Source organism: Streptomyces flaveolus, from assembly GCF_000716535.1.
Classification (GTDB): domain Bacteria; phylum Actinomycetota; class Actinomycetes; order Streptomycetales; family Streptomycetaceae; genus Streptomyces; species Streptomyces flaveolus_A.
The window spans coordinates 57,239-74,271 of record NZ_JNWV01000011.1; the positions used below are offsets into that span (position 1 = coordinate 57,239).

At 70.8% G+C, this 17,033-nt stretch carries 15 protein-coding genes; 11 read left to right on the plus strand and 4 right to left on the minus strand.

Annotated elements, in window-relative coordinates; genetic code table 11:
* Positions 1–449: 449 nt before the first annotated feature.
* Genes OO52_RS13520 through OO52_RS13535 form a run of 4 tightly spaced genes read right to left on the minus strand, consistent with a single transcriptional unit; the run spans position 450 to position 4,643 of the window.
* Positions 450–1,481 carry a LacI family DNA-binding transcriptional regulator gene (locus OO52_RS13520; protein WP_030644130.1) on the minus strand — a complete coding sequence of 344 codons (1,032 nt, stop codon included), beginning with the start codon at positions 1,479–1,481 and terminating at the stop codon, positions 450–452.
* Positions 1,478–2,407: a carbohydrate ABC transporter permease gene (locus OO52_RS13525; protein ID WP_030644131.1), complete on the minus strand. Its 930-nt coding sequence runs from the start codon at positions 2,405–2,407 to the stop codon at positions 1,478–1,480. Before OO52_RS13525 ends, OO52_RS13520 begins: the two co-directional genes overlap by 4 nt.
* Positions 2,404–3,330 carry a carbohydrate ABC transporter permease gene (locus OO52_RS13530; RefSeq protein WP_030644132.1) on the minus strand — a complete coding sequence of 309 codons (927 nt, stop codon included), beginning with the start codon at positions 3,328–3,330 and terminating at the stop codon, positions 2,404–2,406. Before OO52_RS13530 ends, OO52_RS13525 begins: the two co-directional genes overlap by 4 nt.
* Positions 3,327–4,643, minus strand: coding sequence for an extracellular solute-binding protein (locus tag OO52_RS13535; protein ID WP_030644133.1), 1,317 nt, complete (start codon positions 4,641–4,643; stop codon positions 3,327–3,329). The genes OO52_RS13530 and OO52_RS13535 overlap by 4 nt, the downstream gene beginning before the upstream one ends.
* Before the next feature lie 236 nt (positions 4,644–4,879).
* Here OO52_RS13535 and OO52_RS13540 point away from each other — a divergent pair, with 236 nt between their 5' ends.
* From OO52_RS13540 to aspA, 11 genes are all read left to right on the plus strand, one after another.
* Complete coding sequence (locus tag OO52_RS13540) at positions 4,880–6,901, plus strand: beta-galactosidase (RefSeq protein ID WP_030644134.1); 2,022 nt, start codon at positions 4,880–4,882, stop codon at positions 6,899–6,901.
* Between the two features lie 108 nt (positions 6,902–7,009).
* Positions 7,010–8,572 carry a glycosyl hydrolase 53 family protein gene (locus tag OO52_RS13545; RefSeq protein WP_030644135.1) on the plus strand — a complete coding sequence of 521 codons (1,563 nt, stop codon included), beginning with the start codon at positions 7,010–7,012 and terminating at the stop codon, positions 8,570–8,572.
* Positions 8,573–8,760: 188 nt separating this feature from the next.
* Positions 8,761–9,048 (plus strand): helix-turn-helix domain-containing protein, encoded by a 288-nt coding sequence (locus tag OO52_RS13550; protein ID WP_030644136.1) that lies wholly within the window; start codon positions 8,761–8,763, stop codon positions 9,046–9,048.
* Between the two features lie 54 nt (positions 9,049–9,102).
* On the plus strand, positions 9,103–10,062 hold the full coding sequence (locus tag OO52_RS13555; protein ID WP_030644137.1) for an SMP-30/gluconolactonase/LRE family protein: 960 nt from the start codon (positions 9,103–9,105) through the stop codon (positions 10,060–10,062).
* Positions 10,063–10,130: 68 nt separating this feature from the next.
* Positions 10,131–10,589 (plus strand): fluoride efflux transporter CrcB, encoded by a 459-nt coding sequence (gene crcB / locus OO52_RS13560; protein ID WP_030644139.1) that lies wholly within the window; start codon positions 10,131–10,133, stop codon positions 10,587–10,589.
* Positions 10,590–10,689: 100 nt separating this feature from the next.
* The gene (crcB, locus tag OO52_RS13565) at positions 10,690–11,064 is read left to right on the plus strand and encodes a fluoride efflux transporter CrcB (RefSeq protein WP_030644141.1); all 375 of its coding nucleotides are present in this window, start codon (positions 10,690–10,692) and stop codon (positions 11,062–11,064) included.
* Positions 11,065–11,139: 75 nt separating this feature from the next.
* Complete coding sequence (locus OO52_RS13570; protein ID WP_030644143.1) at positions 11,140–11,976, plus strand: undecaprenyl-diphosphate phosphatase; 837 nt, start codon at positions 11,140–11,142, stop codon at positions 11,974–11,976.
* A 172-nt stretch (positions 11,977–12,148) separates the two neighbouring features.
* Positions 12,149–12,826, plus strand: a complete 678-nt coding sequence (locus OO52_RS13575) for a FadR/GntR family transcriptional regulator (protein WP_030644145.1) — start codon at positions 12,149–12,151, stop codon at positions 12,824–12,826.
* Entirely contained in the window at positions 12,823–14,262 is a 1,440-nt protein-coding gene (locus OO52_RS13580) for an amino acid permease (RefSeq protein WP_030644147.1), read from the plus strand. Before OO52_RS13575 ends, OO52_RS13580 begins: the two co-directional genes overlap by 4 nt.
* 41 nt (positions 14,263–14,303) lie before the next feature.
* Positions 14,304–15,320: an asparaginase gene (locus OO52_RS13585; protein ID WP_030644156.1), complete on the plus strand. Its 1,017-nt coding sequence runs from the start codon at positions 14,304–14,306 to the stop codon at positions 15,318–15,320.
* 118 nt (positions 15,321–15,438) lie between these two features.
* On the plus strand, positions 15,439–16,851 hold the full coding sequence (aspA, locus tag OO52_RS13590; RefSeq protein ID WP_030644158.1) for an aspartate ammonia-lyase: 1,413 nt from the start codon (positions 15,439–15,441) through the stop codon (positions 16,849–16,851).
* The last annotated feature ends 182 nt before the right edge of the window (positions 16,852–17,033 follow it).

A 17,033-nucleotide genomic window follows, 5' to 3' on the forward strand; every position in this document is an offset into this window, starting at 1 on the left:
GTACGACGACCCGTGCGGGGCGCTCGGTCGAACTCCCCGCCTCGGCAGCGAGCGAGAGGACGGGGAGCAGGCGGGGAAGGACGGCGCCGGCAACCGGTCCGTGGCCGCCCGCACGCCGTCCGAGGGCCTCGAGTTCATCAGGTTCATGAAGGTGCTCGACTCGGTCGCGGAGCCGTGCGTGCCGCGGGCGCCGGCCACCGTAGCGCCCGAGCCGCCCGACCCGGGACGGCCGAGGACCGTGACCACGTCCCTGCCCCCACTCCCCGGCGGGCCGCCGGCCCCGGACGCCACCGGCACCCCGGTGGACCCCCGTGCGGAGGTGGCACTGAGCGGCGTCGAGAAGTGCGCCGCCTCGGTTACCTCGACGAGCGCGTCGGCGGTCCCCGGCCCTCGACCTGCGGATCATGGGCGGACAACTGTGCCAGGAGGTGCTCCGCGGCGCACCGACGTCACGTCGAGTCGCGCTTGACCAGCTCCGTCGGCAGGATCACCGCCGCCGGGTCCTCACCGCCGATCTGGGCGAGCAGCACCCGCACCATCTCGTTGCTGATCCGGTCCCACGGCTGCCGGATGGTGGTGAGCGCCGGGGTGGCGGCGGTCGCCGCCGGCGAGTCGTCGAAACCGCCGACGGCGATGTCCTCCGGGACCCGCTTCCCGGCCCGGTGCAGGGCCGCCAGCACCCCCTGCGCCATCAGGTCGGAGGCGACGAACACGGCGTCCATGTCCGGCGCCTGCGCCAGCAGCCGCTCCGCGCCCGCCTCACCGCTGGCCCGGCTGTAGTCGCCGGAGACGACGAGCCGCTCGTCGGCCGCGATGCCCGCCTCGGCGAGCACCTCCCGGTACCCGGCGAGCCGCTCCACACCGCCCGGGGTGTCCAGCGGACCGGTGACCACCCCGATCCGGCGCCGGCCCAGCGACAGCAGATGCCGGACCATGTCCCGGGCGCCGTCCCGGTCGTCGGCGGCCACGTAACTCACCTTCGAGCCGAGCCCGATCGGCTTGCCGCAGGCCACCAGCGGCACGCCCGCCTCCCGCAGTTCCTCGGCGACCGGATCGCCGGAGTGACTGGAGACCAGCAGCACCCCGTCGACGTGCCCGGCGGTGATGTACCGCGTGATGCGCCGCCGTTCGTCCTCGGTGCCCGCCAGCATCAGCAGCAGCGGGACGTCGTGCGCGGCCAGCGCCTGGGTGCAGCCGCGCAGCAGGACATTGAAGTTGGGGTCCTCGAAGAACCGCTCCTGCGGCTCGGTCAGCAGGAAGCCCACCGAGTCGGAACGACCCGTGATCAGCGAACGGGCGTGCCGGTTCACGACGTACCCGGTCTTGCGGATGGCGGCGTTGACCGCCTCCTGGGCGGCGGGGCTGACGTAGTGGCCGCCGTTGAGCACACGCGAGACGGTGCCGCGCGAGACGCCTGCCTCGCGCGCCACGTCGTGGATCGTCGGCGGTCTGCGCCGGCCCCCCGTATTGCTCATGGTCATGACTTTACGGCCCCGGACAGCAGATCGAGGCTCCAGAAGCGCTGGATGACCAGGAAGAGGGCGATCAGCGGGAGCACCGCGAGGAACGCGCCCGTGATCACCAGGGTGTACAGCGCGGGTGTGTTCGCGCCCTGCTCCAGCAGCGTGTACAGCCCCAGCGTGAGCGGGAACCTCTCGTCGTCGCTGAGCATGATGTACGGCAGCAGGAAGTTGTTCCAGATCGCGACGAACTGGAACAGGAACACGGTGACCATGCCGGGGATCATCATCGGCAGCGCGACCCGGGTGAAGATCCGCCACTCGCTCGCCCCGTCCATCCGCCCGGCCTCGACCACGTCGGCGGGCACGGCGGCGGACGCGTAGATCCGGGCCAGGTAGACGCCGTACGGGGAGAGGATCTGGGGCAGCAGCACGGACAGGTAGGAGTCCGTCAGGTCGGCCTTCGCCAGCAGCAGGTACTGCGGAATCGCGAGGATCACCGGCGGCATCAGGACGCCCGCGAGCAGGACGTTGAACATCGTCTCGCGGCCCTTGAAGCGGTAGGTCGCGAGCGCGTAGCCGCTGAACGCCGAGACGGCGGTGGACAGCAGGGCGCCGAGACCGGCGTACAGGGCGGAGTTGCCCATCCACTGCCAGTAGATCCCGCCCCGGTAGGCGTTCAGGTCCTTGAGGTTGTCGGCGAAGCCGGTGCCGGGCAGGAAGGTGAACGTGGAGAACAGTTCGTGCCCGGACTTCGTCGACGCGATCACCACCCAGGCGACCGGGAGCAGCGTGTAGATCGCGCCGAGCAGCAGTGTGACCGTCGGGATCAGCGCGATCCGGCGGCGCGTGGGGGTCCCCCCGCCGAAGGCAGGGGGAGGGCCCTGCGCGGTACCGGGGGTGGTGCCGGCGGCCGGGGCCGCCTTGCGGACGGCGAGGGTCCTCATCCCGCTGCCTCCTGCTTGTTCCGGCGGTTCGCGGCCCGCAGGAAGCCGAACGACAGCAGCAGCGTGACCACGGCGATCAGCGTGGCCTCGGCCGCCGCCGAGTAGATGTCGTTCCGGCCGAAGGCGTCCTGGTACACCTTCATCAGCGGGCTCCAGGTCGTGTTGACCGAGTTGGTGAGGGGCTTCAGGGTGGTCGGCTCGTTGAACACCTGGAGCGTCGCGATGATCGAGAAGAAGAAGGTCAGCACCAGCGAGGGCGCCACCATCGGGATCTTGATCCGCACCGCGACCTGCAACGGGGTGGCGCCGTCCAGCTTGGCCGCCTCGTGGACCTCGGCCGGGATGGACCGCAGCGAGGTGTAGATGACGATCATGTTGAAGCCGGTGCCGCCCCAGACCGCGATGTTCGACAGGGCGAGGTAGAGCGGACCGCCGTCCAGCAGGTCCGGCTGCGGCAGGCCCAGCTTGTCGAGCACGAAGTAGAACGGGCTGACGTCCGGCAGGTACAGGAAGCCCCACAGCAGCGCGGCCACCACGCCGGGGATGGCGTACGGCAGGAAGATCGCGAGCCGGGTGAACGGGGCGAGCCGCACCTTCTCGGAGTCCAGCATCAGCGCGAACAGCAGGGCGAGGCCGAGCATCACCGGGACGACGACGCAGCCGTAGCCGAGCACGCGCAGCGCGCCGTGCAGCAACTCGCTGTCCTGGAAGGCCTGGGTGTAGTTCTCGAAGCCCGCCCACACCTCCTTCCGGGCACCCGACCCCAGGCCGAGGCCAAAGACGCGCACCTTGCGGAAGCTGAGCCAGACCGCGTAGCCGATGGGCAGCGCGAAGAAGAGGGCGAACAGGATCGTGGCGGGGAGGAGGAAGCCGTACGGGGCCCCCTTGACCCCGTACGACCTCCGGCTGGTGGAGCTGCTCACCGAGCGACCTCGAAGCCCTGCTTCTTCATGTCGGCCACCGTGTCGTCCTGCATCTTCTTCAGGGCGGCGGTGAAGTCCGACTTGTTCTTGGCGGCGGCGCCGAAGGCGTCCTTGAAGGAGGTGTAGGCGACGTTCACGTTCGGGCCCCACGCGGACGGCGCGGTGGTCTTCGCGATCCCGGCGGCCTTGGTGTAGAAGTCCGCCTGGTTGGAGAAGTACGCCGGCGGGTTGGAGAAGGCGCCGCTGAGCTGGGCGGAGGTGGAGGCGGGGTAGATGCCGCCCTCCTTCGCCAGCGCGTTCAGGGCGTCGTGGTCGGTGTTCAGCCAGGCCGCGAACTCGGCGGCGGCCTCCTTGTGCGCGGAGTCGGTGGTGACCGCCGTCGAGGAGCCGCCCCAGCTACCGGTGACATCCTGGTCGGCCGACCACTGGGGGAGCGGGGCCATGGCCCACTTGCCCTCGGTGTCCGGTGCCGCCGTGGTCAGCGTGCCGGGCGCCCACACGGCACTCACCCAGGCGATCTGCTTGCCGGTGTTCAGCGCCTTGTTCCAGGCCGGGGTGTACATCGGCTGGTTGTCGATGACGCCCTCCTTGACCAGACCGCCCCAGAACTCGGCGACCTTCCGGGTGGCGGCGTCGTCGATGCCGACCTTCCACTTGTCGCCGGAGGTGGTCCACCACTTGGCGCCGGCCTGCTGGGCGAGGCCGGCGAAGAGACCGGAGTCGTTGGCGGAGAAGGTGGTCAGGTCCTTGTCCGGCGCCTTCTTCTTCAGCAGGCGGGCGGTCTCGGCGAACTGCTCCCAGGTGGTGGGGACCTTGAGGCCGTACCGCTTGAAGAGGTCCTCGCGGTAGTAGAACATCATCGGCCCGATGTCCTGCGGCACCGCGTAGACCGCGTCCGTGCCGAGCGTGGTCTGCTGCCAGACGCCTTCGGCGAACTTGGTCTTGACGTCGCCGACCTCGTCGGCGATGTCGGCCAGCGCGTCGTTGCTGACCAGCGTCGGCAGCGCCTGGTACTCGGCCTGCACCAGGTCGGGGGCCTTCTTCGCCTTGTGCGCGGTGAGGATCTTGGTGACCAGTGTGTCGCCGGACGCCTGCTTCTTCACCGTGACGGTGATCCGGTCCTTCTTCCCCGGCCCCTTGTTCCACAGGTCCACGACCTTGTCCATGCCGGGTGTCCAGGTCCAGTACGTGAGCGAGACGGGACCCGACTCGGCCTTGGTGTCGTCCTCGGAACCGCAGGCGGCGAGGGCGGTGGCGCCGAGGGACACGGCGACGGCGGTTGTCACGAGGCGACGGCGCTTCGTGTGCGGCATGGTTTCTCCCCTGACCTGGGTCCCCGCCCGCTGCGGGGACCTGCCATGCAGATGTGCACGTTCACATGACCTGGGTGCCCGCAGCTCCGGAGCCCCTGGCATGCTTCTGTGAGCGTTCACAGTAGAGAAACATCCCGGACACTTGTCAATGGTTGTTGCTGTGCGGTTATGTTGGGCTCGCACCGCCGAAGATGTGTGTGCACGTTCCCAAATGATCGATTTCCCGGGAGAGATCCATGCCGGACACCAGCCCCAGGGGCCTCACCAGGCTCGCCTTCGGCGGGGACTACAACCCCGAGCAGTGGCCGGAGTCCGTCTGGCAGGAAGACGTCAGGCTGATGCGCGAGGCCGGCGTCACGATGGTGAGTGTCGGGATCTTCTCCTGGGCGCTGCTGGAGCCGGCGCCCAGGGAGTACGACTTCGGCTGGCTCGACCGGGTCATCGGCCTCCTGCACGAGAACGGCATCCGCGTCGACCTCGGAACGCCCACCGTGGTGCCGCCCGCCTGGTTCTACCGGGCCCACCCCGAGGCCCTGCCGGTCACCGCCGAGGGCGTGCGTTACGAGTTCGGCTCGCGCGGCGCGATCTGTCACAGCAACGCCGACTACCGTGCCGCCGCCGCGAACATCACCACCCGGCTCGCCGAGCGCTACGGCGACCACCCGGCGCTGGCCCTGTGGCACGTCCACAACGAGTACGGCGTCCCCGTCTCGGCCTGCTACTGCGAGTCCTGCGCGAACCGGTTCCGCCACTGGCTCGCCGACACCTACGGCAGCGTGGAAGCCGTCAACGAGGCCTGGGGCACGGCCTTCTGGGGCCAGCGCTACACCGACCTGGCGCAGATCAACCCGCCCCGGGCCACCCCGACCGTCGGCAACCCGGGCCAGGCACTCGACTACAAGCGCTTCGCCGACGCCACCATCCGGGAGAACTTCCGCGCCGAGCGGGACATCCTGCACCGCCTCTCACCGGGCGTGCCGGTCACCACCAACTTCATGACCGCGCTCAGCCAGTGCGACTCCATGGACTACTGGGCGTGGGGCCGCGAGGTCGACCTCGTCACCAACGACCACTACCTGATCACCGACGGCCGCCGCACCCACGTCAACCTCGCGATGGCCGCCGACCTCACCCGCTCCGTCGCCGGCGGCGCCCCCTGGCTGCTGCTGGAGCACTCCACCTCGGGCGTCAACTGGCAGCCCCGCAACCCCGCCAAGGCCCCGGGCCAGATGGCCCGCAACTCCCTCGCGCACGTGGCGCGCGGCTCCGAGGGCGCGATGTTCTTCCAGTGGCGGCAGTCCCGGCGCGGCGCCGAGAAGTTCCACTCGGCGATGCTGCCGCACGGCGGCACCGACACCCGCGTCTGGCGTGAAGTGGTCGAACTCGGCGCCTCGGTGGGAGCGTTGGACGAGATCCGGGGCACCCGCACCGAGGCCGACGCGGCCATGCTGTGGGACTGGCAGTCCTGGTGGGCGCAGAACCTCGCCTGGCGCCCCAGCGAGGACCACGACCCGCGCGAGCGCGCCGACTCCTTCTACGAGGCGCTCTACGACCGTCACCTCACGGTCGACTTCGCCCACCCCGAGGCCGACCTGTCGAGGTACCCCCTGGTCGTCGTGCCGGCCCTGTACCTGATGACCGAGGCCGCCGGGAACAACGTCCGGGAGTACGTCGAGAACGGCGGCACGCTCGTGGTGTCGTACTTCTCCGGCATCGTGGACGAGTACGACGCCGTCCACGAGGGCGCCTACCCGGGTGCGCTGCGCGATGTCCTCGGCCTCACCGTGGAGGAGTTCTCGCCGCTGCTCAAGGACGAGCGGGTCCGCCTGACCGGCCCGGACGGCTCCGAGCTGACCGGGGACGTGTGGACCGAGTTCGTGGTCCCGCGCGGCGCCGAGACCGTGTGGACCTACGCCGACGGGCTCACCGCCGGCCGCCCCGCCGTCACCCGGCACCGGCTCGGCCGGGGCACCGCCTGGTACGTCTCCACCCGCCTCGACGCCCAGGGCCTGGACGCGCTCGTCGGCTGGGCGGCCGACGACGCCGGTCTCGCTCCGCGCGCCGACCTGCCCCGGGACGTCGAGGTCGTGCGCCGCCACGGCGACTCGGGCACCTACCTCTTCGTCATCAACCACACCGCCGGCGACACCAAGGTGCCGCTGGACGCGCCCGGGACCGAGCTGCTGACGGGCGAAGCCGCCGCGGGCCGCCTCGCGGTCCCGGCGGGGGCCGTCCGGGTCGTGCGACTCGACGGCTGAGCCGGCTCCCCTCCGCCCGCGTGTGCCACGAGAGCCGTGGGCGGAGGGGTTCTCCTCCAGCCCCACCGGAGGACACCCCTCCCAGTTACGTCGAAGGGACGACGGACGATGAAGTTCCATCCCAGACGCACCATCAGGGCCCTGCTGCTGCCGCTCGCGGCCGGGCTCGCACTCACCGCCCTGCCCGCCCAGACCGCCCAGGCCGCGAGCACCCTCGCCAACGGCGGCTTCGAGTCCGACGGCACGGGCACGGCCACGCCCGCCGGCTGGTCGGAGTACGGCGACACGGGCGCCTCGTACACCGAGTCCGGTGGCCACGGCGGGAGTTACCGCCTCAGCCACTACGCGTCGTCCGCCTACAAGGTGGAGACGTACCAGTACCTGTCGGGGCTGACCAACGGGACGTACACGTTGACGGCGTGGGTCCGGTCCAGTGGCGGGCAGAAGGCCGCGTACATGGCACTCAAGAATTGCGGCAGTGCGGAACAGCGCACCGATCTGCCGATATCGTCCAGTGGGTGGATACGGATCGTCACGTCGGTCAAGGTGACCAACAACCAGTGCACCATCAGCGTCAACAGTGACGCGAATGCGGGCAACTGGATCAACGTTGACGATCTCACCTTCACACCCGGCACCACGGGTACATCCATCCACGGCGCCGACATCTCCTCCCTCGCCAAGAGCGAGGCCAAGGGCGGCGTCTACAGGACGAGTTCCGGAACGACCGGGGACGCGCTGTCCGTCCTCAAGTCGTACGGCATGAACTACGCGCGCCTGAAGGTATGGGTGAACCCGGCCGACGGCTTCAACGACAAGGCGCACGTCCTCGCGACGGCCAAGCGCGTCAAGGCGCAGGGCATGAAGCTGCTGGTGGACTTCCACTACTCCGACAGCTGGGCGGACCCGGGCCAGCAGAACAAGCCGGCCGCGTGGGCGGGCCATACGTACAGTCAGCTCAAGACGGACGTGTACAACCACACGTACGACGTGTTGAACGCCTTGAAGGCTCAAGGCACCACCGCCGACATGGTCCAGGTGGGCAATGAGATCAACGGCGGCATGCTGTGGTCCGAGGGATCCACCGACAACTGGAGCCAACTCGCCGGGTTGATCAACTCGGGCTACGCCGCCGTCAAGGCGGTCAACTCGTCGACCACGGTCGCGCTGCACCTGGCCAAGGGCGGGGACAAGGCCGGCACCGAGTGGTGGTTCGACAACGCGGTGGCGAACGGCGTCAAGTTCGACGCGATCGGCCTGTCGTACTACGGCTACTGGCACGGCCCGCTCTCCGACTTCCAGAGCACGCTGGACGACGCGGCCTCCCGCTACGGCAAGCCGGTGTTCGTCGCCGAGACGGCCTATCCCTTCCGGCTGGACAGTGACGACGCGCTCACCAACCAGATCGACACCACCGGTGAACTGGTCTCCGGCTACCCGGCCACCGTGGCCGGCCAGACCAAGTGGATGAACGACGTGGCGAGCATCGTGGAGGCCGTCCCGAACGGCCGCGGTCTCGGCGTCTTCTACTGGGAGGCGACCTGGACCGCCATCACCGGCAACGGCTGGGACCCGGCGGACGCCACGTCCGGCAACGGCTGGGAGAACCAGGCCCTGTTCGGCTACGACGACAAGGCGCTGTCCTCCATGACGTGGTTCGGTCACCGCTGAACCGCCCGTGACGGGGCCCGGTCGCGCGGCGGCCGGGCCCTCGCCGTGTCCCCGGCGACGGGACCCCGCCTCGGTCGCAAAGCCGTTCGGTACCGGACAACGGCCGCCGAGTCCCGGACATGACGGCGTCGGCCGCGCCACAGTGGGAAGACTGCGTACGAGGAGGCCGGGGACGGGAGGGCGGACGGATGACGGGGACTCCCTCGGGCCGGATGCGGCGGACCATCCTGGAATGGCTCAAGGACCCGCCGGCCCACTTCCCGGCCCCGCGCCGCCGCGATCCCGCCGAGACCGGCGTCACCGCGCGGGCCGTCGCCGCCAAGCTGGGCGTGCCCCGCCGGACCGCACTCGCCCACCTCGACTTCCTCACCCGACTCGGCGTCCTGCGCACCCGCCGGATCCACGGCCGCACCTACTACCGGCGCGACGAGGTCCGCATCGCCGAGGTGGCCCGGATGTTCGAGAAGGGCTGGTGACGGGGACAGCCACGGGGCGGCTGCCGGCAGGGGCACCGACGGAAGGGACCGCACATGGACCGATCCACGGCACTCGTACCGCTCCACTACGTCTCCCTGCGCGCCCGCGGCCCCGAGGACGTCGTCGCCGACCCGCACGGGCGCGTGCTGACCGGAGTGGCGGACGGGCGCATCCTCCGCGTCCACCACCCCGGCGACCCGCTCACGGCCCGCACCGAGGTGGTGGCCGAGACCGGAGGCCGTCCCCTCGGGCTCGAACTGCTGCCGGACGGCGACCTCGTGGTGTGCGACGCCGAACGCGGCCTGCTGCGCGTCGGTCCGCACGACGGCACGGTCCGCGTCCTCGCGGACGCGGTGGCGGGGGAGCGGCTCCGCTTCTGCAGCAACGCCGTCGCCCAGCCCGACGGCACCGTGTACTTCACCGTCTCCAGCCGCCGCCACCCCCTGGACCGGTGGATCGGCGACATCGTCGAACACACCGGCACCGGACGCCTGCTCCGGCTCGCCCCCGGGGACCGGGAACCCGAAGTCCTGCTGGAGGGGCTGCAGTTCGCCAACGGGCTCGCCCTCAGCGCCGACGGCTCCTTCCTGGTGGTCGCCGAGACCGGCTCCTGCCGGCTCACCCGCTGCCGGCTCACCGGCCCCCGCGCCGGACACGCCGAACCCTTCGCCGACCTGCCCGGCATGCCGGACAACCTCTGGCGCGAGGGCCCCGACGGGCCGGTCTGGGTCGCCCTGGCGAGCCCCCGTGTCCCCCCGCTCGACCTGCTGCACCGCACCCCGCCGGCCGTCCGCCGCGTCACCGCCCGGGCCGCCGTCCACGCGCCGTACCGCCCGAGCGGGACCGTCGGCGTCGTCGCCGTCGACGACCGGGGCCGGACCGTCCACCACCTCACCCGCCGGCACTCCGGATTCCGCATGGTCACCAGCGTGTGCGCCGTCGGCGACCACCTGGTGCTCGGCAGCCTCTGGGAGTCCGGTGTGGCGGTCTGCGCCCGGCCTGCCGCCCACTGAGGCGGCGGTACCCTGGTCCCGGCCTTGATCGCCCGTCGGGACCGGGGCCGAACAGGAGACGTACCAGCATGACCTTCCCGGAGACGGAGATCCGCGGCGTCCGGCCCACCCGGCGGCGGTCCGCGTGGCGTGCGCAGGCGCCCGTCGTCGCGGTCGTCGCGGTGGGCGGCGCGCTGGGCGCGGTGGCCCGCTACGCACTCGCGCTCGCCTGGCCCACGCCCGCCGGCGGCTTCCCCTGGGCCACCTTCTGGACCAACGTCTCCGGCTGCGCGGCGATGGGCGTGCTCATGGTGCTCGTCACCGAGGTGTGGGCCGCCCACCGCCTGCTGCGGCCGTTCTTCGGCACCGGTGTCCTCGGCGGCTTCACCACGTTCTCCACCTACGCGGTCGACATCCGGGGGCTGGTCGGCGCCGGCCGCCCCGGCGTGGGACTCGCCTACCTCGCCGTGACGCTCCTCGCGGCCCTCGCGGCGGTGTGGCTGGCCTCGGCCGCCGCCCGCCGGGTGCTGACCGGGAGGCGCCGATGACGTCACCCACCGGGGGCTTCGCGTCTTCCTCCGCATCCGCCTGCCAGGGTGTCCTCCCACCCACCTCGGACAAAACGGACAGCGGAGGTAAGAAGTCGTTGTGAACTGGCTGCTCGTCGTCGCGGGAGCCCTCGTCGGCGCACCGCTGCGCTATCTCACCGACCGCGCCGTGCGGGCCCGTCACGACTCGGTCTTCCCGTGGGGCACCTTCGTGGTGAACGTGGTCGGCTGTCTGGTCCTCGGGCTGCTCACCGGGGCCGTCGCCGCCGGGGCCGCCGGGCCGCGACTGCAGCTCCTGGGGGGCACCGGGCTGTGCGGTGCGCTGACGACGTACTCGACCTTCTCCTACGAGACCCTGCGGCTGACCGAGACCGGCTCGGGCCTCTACGCTGCCCTGAACGTCGCGGCAAGCGTCGCGGCGGGGCTCGCGGCGGCCTTCACCGGGGTCTCACTCGCCGACGCCCTGTGGGCCTAGGTGCTTGCCGTACGGCCGGGCACAGCAAGTACTGTCTACAGCAATGTCGACCAACTCTCCTCAGAACTGGATCCCATGAGCGCCATCTCCGTCGGTCAGGCCGTCGTCCTCGGAGTAGTCGAGGGGGTGACCGAGTTCCTGCCCGTGTCCTCCACCGGCCACCTGAAGATCGCCGAGGGGCTCATGGACATCCCCGTCGACGACAAGTCCGTCGTCGGGTTCTCCGCCGTCATCCAGGTCGGCGCCATCGCCGCCGTGCTCGTGTACTTCTTCAAGGACATCAAGCGGATCGTCACCGCCTGGTTCCGAGGTCTGGCCAACCGCGAGGAGCGCTACCACCACGACTACAAGTTCGCCTGGTGGGTCATCGCCGCGACCATTCCGATCGTGCTGGTGGGTCTGGCCGCGAAGCCGCTGATCGACGGCCCGCTGGCCTCGCTGTGGGTGGTCGCCGGATCGCTGATCGTCGGCTCGGGCGTGATGTGGGCCGCCGACCAGATGGGCCGGCACAAGCGCGGCGAGGACGACACGTCGTTCAAGGACGCGATGTGGGTCGGCTGCTCCCAGATCCTCGCCCTGCTCTTCCCCGGCTTCTCCCGTTCCGGCGCCACCATGTCCACCGCGCTCATCCTGGACCTTGACCGCGTCGCCGCCACCCGGCTCTCCTTCTTCCTCGGCATCCCGGCCCTGACCGGCGCGGGCCTGTACGAGCTGAAGGACGCCCTCGGCGCTGGGGTCGGCGCCGCCCCGCTGGCCGTCGGCACGATCGTCTCGTTCGTGGTCGCCTACGCCTCCATCGCCTGGCTGCTCAAGTTCGTCGCCAAGCACTCCTTCAACGCCTTCGTGATCTACCGGATCGTCATCGGCGCCGGCCTCCTCGGCCTGCTGGCCACCGGCACACTGAGCAGCTGAGAGAACGCCGCTGATCACCCACGGGGTGCGGATGCCTGCATTCAGGCGCCGCACCCCGTGAATGTTTCCTTACGGGATGTCTTGACAGTCCCTGCCCGCAACCCGCAGGATCGCTCCCGTGAACCTGTCAGACAGCCAGACAGGTGGTCCGGCCCCGCGGCGCGTCAGCGCCATGGAAGCGGTGCTCGCCCACCTCCGCGACGCCATCGAGCGCGGCCGGTACGCCATCGGCGACAAGCTTCCCTCCGAGGCCGAGCTCTGCCGCACCCTGGAGGTGTCCCGGCCCGTGCTGCGCGAGGCGCTGCGCGCGCTGCAGACGATGGGCCTCACCGTCTCCCGGACCGGCAAGGGCACCTTCGTCGTCGCGAACGCGGTCGAGGACCCGACCTTCGGCGACTACGCGGCCAGCGACCTGCTCGAAGTGCGCCGCCACATCGAGATCCCGGTCGCCGGGTACGCGGCCCTGCGCCGCACCCCGGAGAACCTGGACCACCTGGCCCACCTGCTCGACCGCATGGAGCGGGAGACGGACACCACCGCCTGGGTCGCGATGGACACCCTCTTCCACCTCGCCGTGGCCGAGGCCGCCCAGAACCCGGTCTTCCGCCGGGTCATCGAGGAGATCCGCGACGCACTGGCGCGCCAGTCGGCCTTCCTCAACGAACTGGGCGGGCGCCGCGAGCAGTCCAACCGCGAGCACCGGGCGATCGTCGAGGCGCTGGCCGACGGTTCCGAGCACGACGCGGTGGAGGCCATGAGCCACCACCTGGACCGCGTCGAGACGACCCTCACCGACATCGTGCGTCCCCAGCGGACGGACGCCCCCACGGAAGGCGGACCCGAGGCGTGAGCGAGCAGCACCTCAAAGACGAGACGCGCCCCTCGTCCGGCCATGTCGACGCCGGAGACGCCGGCTACAGCAAAGGTCTGAAGCACCGGCACGTCAACATGATCGCCATCGGCGGTGCCATAGGCACCGGCCTCTTCCTCGGCGCGGGCGGCCGGCTCGCCGACGCCGGGCCCTCCCTCTTCATCGCGTACGCCGTCTGCGGCGTCTTCGCCTTCCTGGTCGTCCGGGCCCTCGGCGAACTCGTCCTGTACCGCCCGTCCTCCGGTGCCTTCGTGTCGTACGCCCGGGAGTTCCTGGGCGAGAAGGGCGCGTACACCGCGGGCTGGATGTACTTCCTGAACTGGGCGACCACCGGCATCGCCGACATCACGGCGGTCGCCACCTACACCCACTACTGGGGCATGTTCTCGGACATCCCCCAATGGTTGATCGCATTGATCGCCCTCGCGGTCGTGTTGACCGTCAATCTGATCTCGGTCAAGATTTTCGGCGAACTGGAGTTCTGGTTCGCGATCGTCAAGGTCGGCGCGCTCGTCGTGTTCATGTGCATCGGCATCTTCCTGCTGGTCACCCAGCACCCGGTCGACGGCCACCAGCCCGGCCCGTCCCTGATCACCGACAACGGCGGCGTCTTCCCGAGCGGCCTGCTGCCCATGCTGCTGATCATCCAGGGCGTCGTCTTCGCCTACGCCTCCGTCGAACTGGTCGGCGTCGCCGCCGGCGAGACCGAGAACCCCGAGAAGATCATGCCCAAGGCGATCAACTCGATCATGTGGCGCGTGGGCCTGTTCTACGTCGGCTCGGTCGTCCTGCTCTCGATGCTGCTCCCCTGGAACAAGTACTCCGCCGGCGAGAGCCCGTTCGTCACGGTCCTGTCCAACATCGGCGTCCCGGCGGCCGGCGGGGTGATGAACCTGGTCGTCCTGACCGCCGCCATGTCGTCGCTGAACTCCGGCCTGTACTCCACCGGCCGCATCCTGCGCTCCATGGCGATGAGCGGCTCGGCCCCGAAGTTCACCGGACGGATGAGCCGCAGCCAGGTGCCGTACGGCGGAATCCTGCTCACCAGCGGTATCTGTGTCCTCGGCGTGGGCCTGAACTACGTCGTCCCCTCCGACGCGTTCGAGATCGTCCTCAACTTCGCGGCGATCGGTATCCTCGCCACCTGGGGCATGATCATGATCTGTCACCTGATGTTCTGGCGGAAGACCCGGAACGGCGAGCTGACCCGGCCGTCGTACCGGCTGCCGGGCTCCCCCTGGACCGAACTCGTGACGCTGGCGTTCCTCGCCTCCGTCCTGGTCCTCATGTACGCCGACGGCGGCGCCGGACGCACCACCGTGCTCTGCCTGCCGCTGATCGTCGCCGCACTGGTCGCGGGCTGGTACGTCATCCGAGCCCGCATGACCCGCACGTCCACCGGCGCCGACGCGTGACCCGCGTACCGGCCGACCCCGACCCCATGATGCAGGCAGTGATGCACAGCAGTTCCCCCGCCGACGCCCCCGTCGTCCGCGAACCCCTCCACGCCCCCGTCGCCCACCTCGTCCGCGGCGGGGTCGTCGAGGGCATCCATTACGGCTCCGTCGTCGTCCTCGGCACCGACGGCCAGGTACGGTTCCAGCTCGGCGACATCGAGGCGGCCTTCTACCCGCGCTCGGCCATCAAGCCCGTCCAGGCCGTGGCCATGCTGCGGGCCGGACTGCCGCTCGACGGCGAACTGCTGTCGCTGGCCGCCGCGAGCCACTCCGGCGAGGAGCGCCACCTCGCCGGCACCCGGCGCATCCTCGAACTCGCCGGTCTCGCCGAGGACGACCTGCGCAACGTGCCCGACATGCCGTTCGACCCGGTCGTCCGGGACGCCTGGGTCCGCGAGGGCCGGCTGCCCTCCCGGCTCGCCCAGAACTGCTCCGGCAAGCACGCCGCCATGCTGTGGACCGCCAAGCTCAACGGCTGGTCCCTGGACGACTACCTCGCCCCGGAGCACCCGCTCCAGCAGGCCGTCGCCGCGACCGTCGAGGAGCTGACCGGCCAGCGCGTCGCCCGGGTCACCGTCGACGGCTGCGGCGCGCCGCTGTTCTCCATCTCCCTGCACGGACTCGCCCGCGCCCTCGCCCGGATCACCTCCGCCGCGCCCGGTACGCCCGAGGCCCGGGTCGCCGACGCGATGCGCGAGCACGCCGAGATGGCCTCCGGCTCGGGGCGTGACGTGGCCGCGCTGATGCGGGCCGTGCCGGGGCTGCTGGCCAAGGACGGCTTCGAGGGCGTGCAGGTCGCCGCGCTGCCCGACGGCCGCGCCGTCGCCGTGAAGATCGCCGACGGGGCGAACCGGGCGCGGATCCCGGTCGCCGCGGCGGCGCTCGCGCGTGCGGGCGTCGACCCCGCCCTGCTCACCGAGTTCGCGGGGGAGCCGCTGCTCGGGGGCGGGGAGCCGGTGGGATGCGTGCGGGCGGTGCGCGCGCTGGACCCGGTTCCGCTCACTGCCTGCGCGTAGCGCTCCGCTGCCTCGGCCGTCCCGGATCCGCGGGTCCGTCGTGGTCCATCGCGCAGTTCCCCACGCCCCTTTCGGGGGCGCTCTCACCTCCGTACCTCAGGAAGAGGACCGTACCCTCATGACCGCCGCCACCCGCAGCGAACACGATCTGCTCGGCGACCGCGATGTGCCCGCCGACGCGTACTGGGGTGTCCACACCCTGCGCGCGACGGAGAACTTCCCCATCACCGGCACGCCGATCTCCGCCTACCCGCATCTGATCGACGCCCTGGCCGCCGTGAAGGAGGCCGCCGCTCTCGCCAACGAGGAACTCGGGCTGCTGGCGCCCGAGAAGGCGGCCGCGATCGTCGCCGCCTGCCGGGAGATCCGGGCCGGCGAGCTGCACGACCAGTTCGTCGTGGACGTCATCCAGGGCGGTGCCGGCACCTCCACCAACATGAACGCCAACGAGGTCGTGGCGAACCGCGCGCTGGAACTGCTCGGCCACGCCAAGGGGCAGTACACGCATCTGCACCCCAACGAGGACGTCAACCTCGGCCAGTCGACCAATGACGTCTACCCGACGGCCGTCAAGGTAGCGACGATCTTCGCGGTACGTGGACTGCTCAAGGCGATGTCCGTACTCCAGGACGCGTTCGCCCGTAAGGCCGTCGAGTTCCGTGACGTGCTCAAGATGGGCCGTACACAGTTGCAGGACGCGGTACCGATGACGCTGGGCCAGGAGTTCTCCGCATTCGCCGTGATGATCGAGGAGGACCGCAGCCGTCTCGCCGAGGCCGTCGAGCTGATCCATGAGATCAACCTCGGCGCCACGGCCATCGGCACCGGCCTCAACGCTCCCGCCGGGTATGCCGAGGCGGCCCGCCGGCACCTGTCCGCCATCACGGGCCTGCCGCTCGTCACGGCGGCCAACCTGGTGGAGGCCACGCAGGACTGCGGCGCCTTCGTCCAGACGTCCGGCGTGCTGAAGCGCATCGCGGTCAAGCTCTCCAAGAGCTGCAACGACCTGCGGCTGCTGTCCTCCGGTCCGCGCGCGGGTCTCGGCGAGATCAACCTGCCGCCGGTGCAGGCCGGTTCGTCGATCATGCCGGGCAAGGTCAACCCGGTCATCCCCGAAGTGGTCAACCAGGTCGCCTTCGAGGTGATCGGCAACGACGTCGCCATCACCATGGCCGCCGAGGCCGGACAGCTCCAGCTCAACGCCTTCGAGCCGGTCATCCTGCACTCCCTGTCGGAGTCCGTCACGCACCTGCGCGCGGCCTGCCTGACGCTGGCCGAGCGCTGTGTGTCCGGCATCACCGCCAACACCGAACGGCTGCGCGCCACCGTCGAGAACTCCATCGGCCTGGTCACCGCGCTGAACCCGCACATCGGCTACACCGCCGCCACCGACATAGCCAAGGAGGCCCTCGCGACGGGCCGTGGCGTGGCCGAACTGGTCCTGGAGAAGGGCCTGCTGCCCGCCGAACAGCTCACGGGACTCCTCCGGCCCGAGGTGCTCGCGGGCAGCGGGACCACGTCGGCGATCTGACCCGACGGCACCCGCGTGCCACCCGGGCCGGTCTCCCACCCGGGCCGGTCCTCCCGCCCGGCCCGGTTCTCCCGGCCGGCCCGGTCCGGGTGCCGTCACACCCCGGGGACTCCCCTGTGGGCCTCCCGGCACTGCCGCGAACGGAGTCGCCCGACGTCCCCGGAGCGCCCCGGCGTCAGGGG

What these genes read in the sequence shown, in the direction of transcription:
- OO52_RS13540 (WP_030644134.1), top strand. Translation starts at nt 4,880, where the DNA reads ATGCCGGACACCAGCCCCAGGGGCCTCACCAGGCTCGCCTTCGGCGGG.
- OO52_RS13520 (WP_030644130.1), bottom strand. Translation starts at nt 1,481, where the DNA reads ATGACCATGAGCAATACGGGGGGCCGGCGCAGACCGCCGACGATCCAC.
- OO52_RS13585 (WP_030644156.1), top strand. Translation starts at nt 14,304, where the DNA reads ATGCACAGCAGTTCCCCCGCCGACGCCCCCGTCGTCCGCGAACCCCTC.
- OO52_RS13575 (WP_030644145.1), top strand. Translation starts at nt 12,149, where the DNA reads ATGGAAGCGGTGCTCGCCCACCTCCGCGACGCCATCGAGCGCGGCCGG.
- OO52_RS13550 (WP_030644136.1), top strand. Translation starts at nt 8,761, where the DNA reads ATGACGGGGACTCCCTCGGGCCGGATGCGGCGGACCATCCTGGAATGG.
- OO52_RS13525 (WP_030644131.1), bottom strand. Translation starts at nt 2,407, where the DNA reads ATGAGGACCCTCGCCGTCCGCAAGGCGGCCCCGGCCGCCGGCACCACC.
- OO52_RS13555 (WP_030644137.1), top strand. Translation starts at nt 9,103, where the DNA reads ATGGACCGATCCACGGCACTCGTACCGCTCCACTACGTCTCCCTGCGC.
- OO52_RS13570 (WP_030644143.1), top strand. Translation starts at nt 11,140, where the DNA reads ATGAGCGCCATCTCCGTCGGTCAGGCCGTCGTCCTCGGAGTAGTCGAG.
- OO52_RS13535 (WP_030644133.1), bottom strand. Translation starts at nt 4,643, where the DNA reads ATGCCGCACACGAAGCGCCGTCGCCTCGTGACAACCGCCGTCGCCGTG.
- OO52_RS13545 (WP_030644135.1), top strand. Translation starts at nt 7,010, where the DNA reads ATGAAGTTCCATCCCAGACGCACCATCAGGGCCCTGCTGCTGCCGCTC.
- crcB (WP_030644139.1), top strand. Translation starts at nt 10,131, where the DNA reads ATGACCTTCCCGGAGACGGAGATCCGCGGCGTCCGGCCCACCCGGCGG.
- aspA (WP_030644158.1), top strand. Translation starts at nt 15,439, where the DNA reads ATGACCGCCGCCACCCGCAGCGAACACGATCTGCTCGGCGACCGCGAT.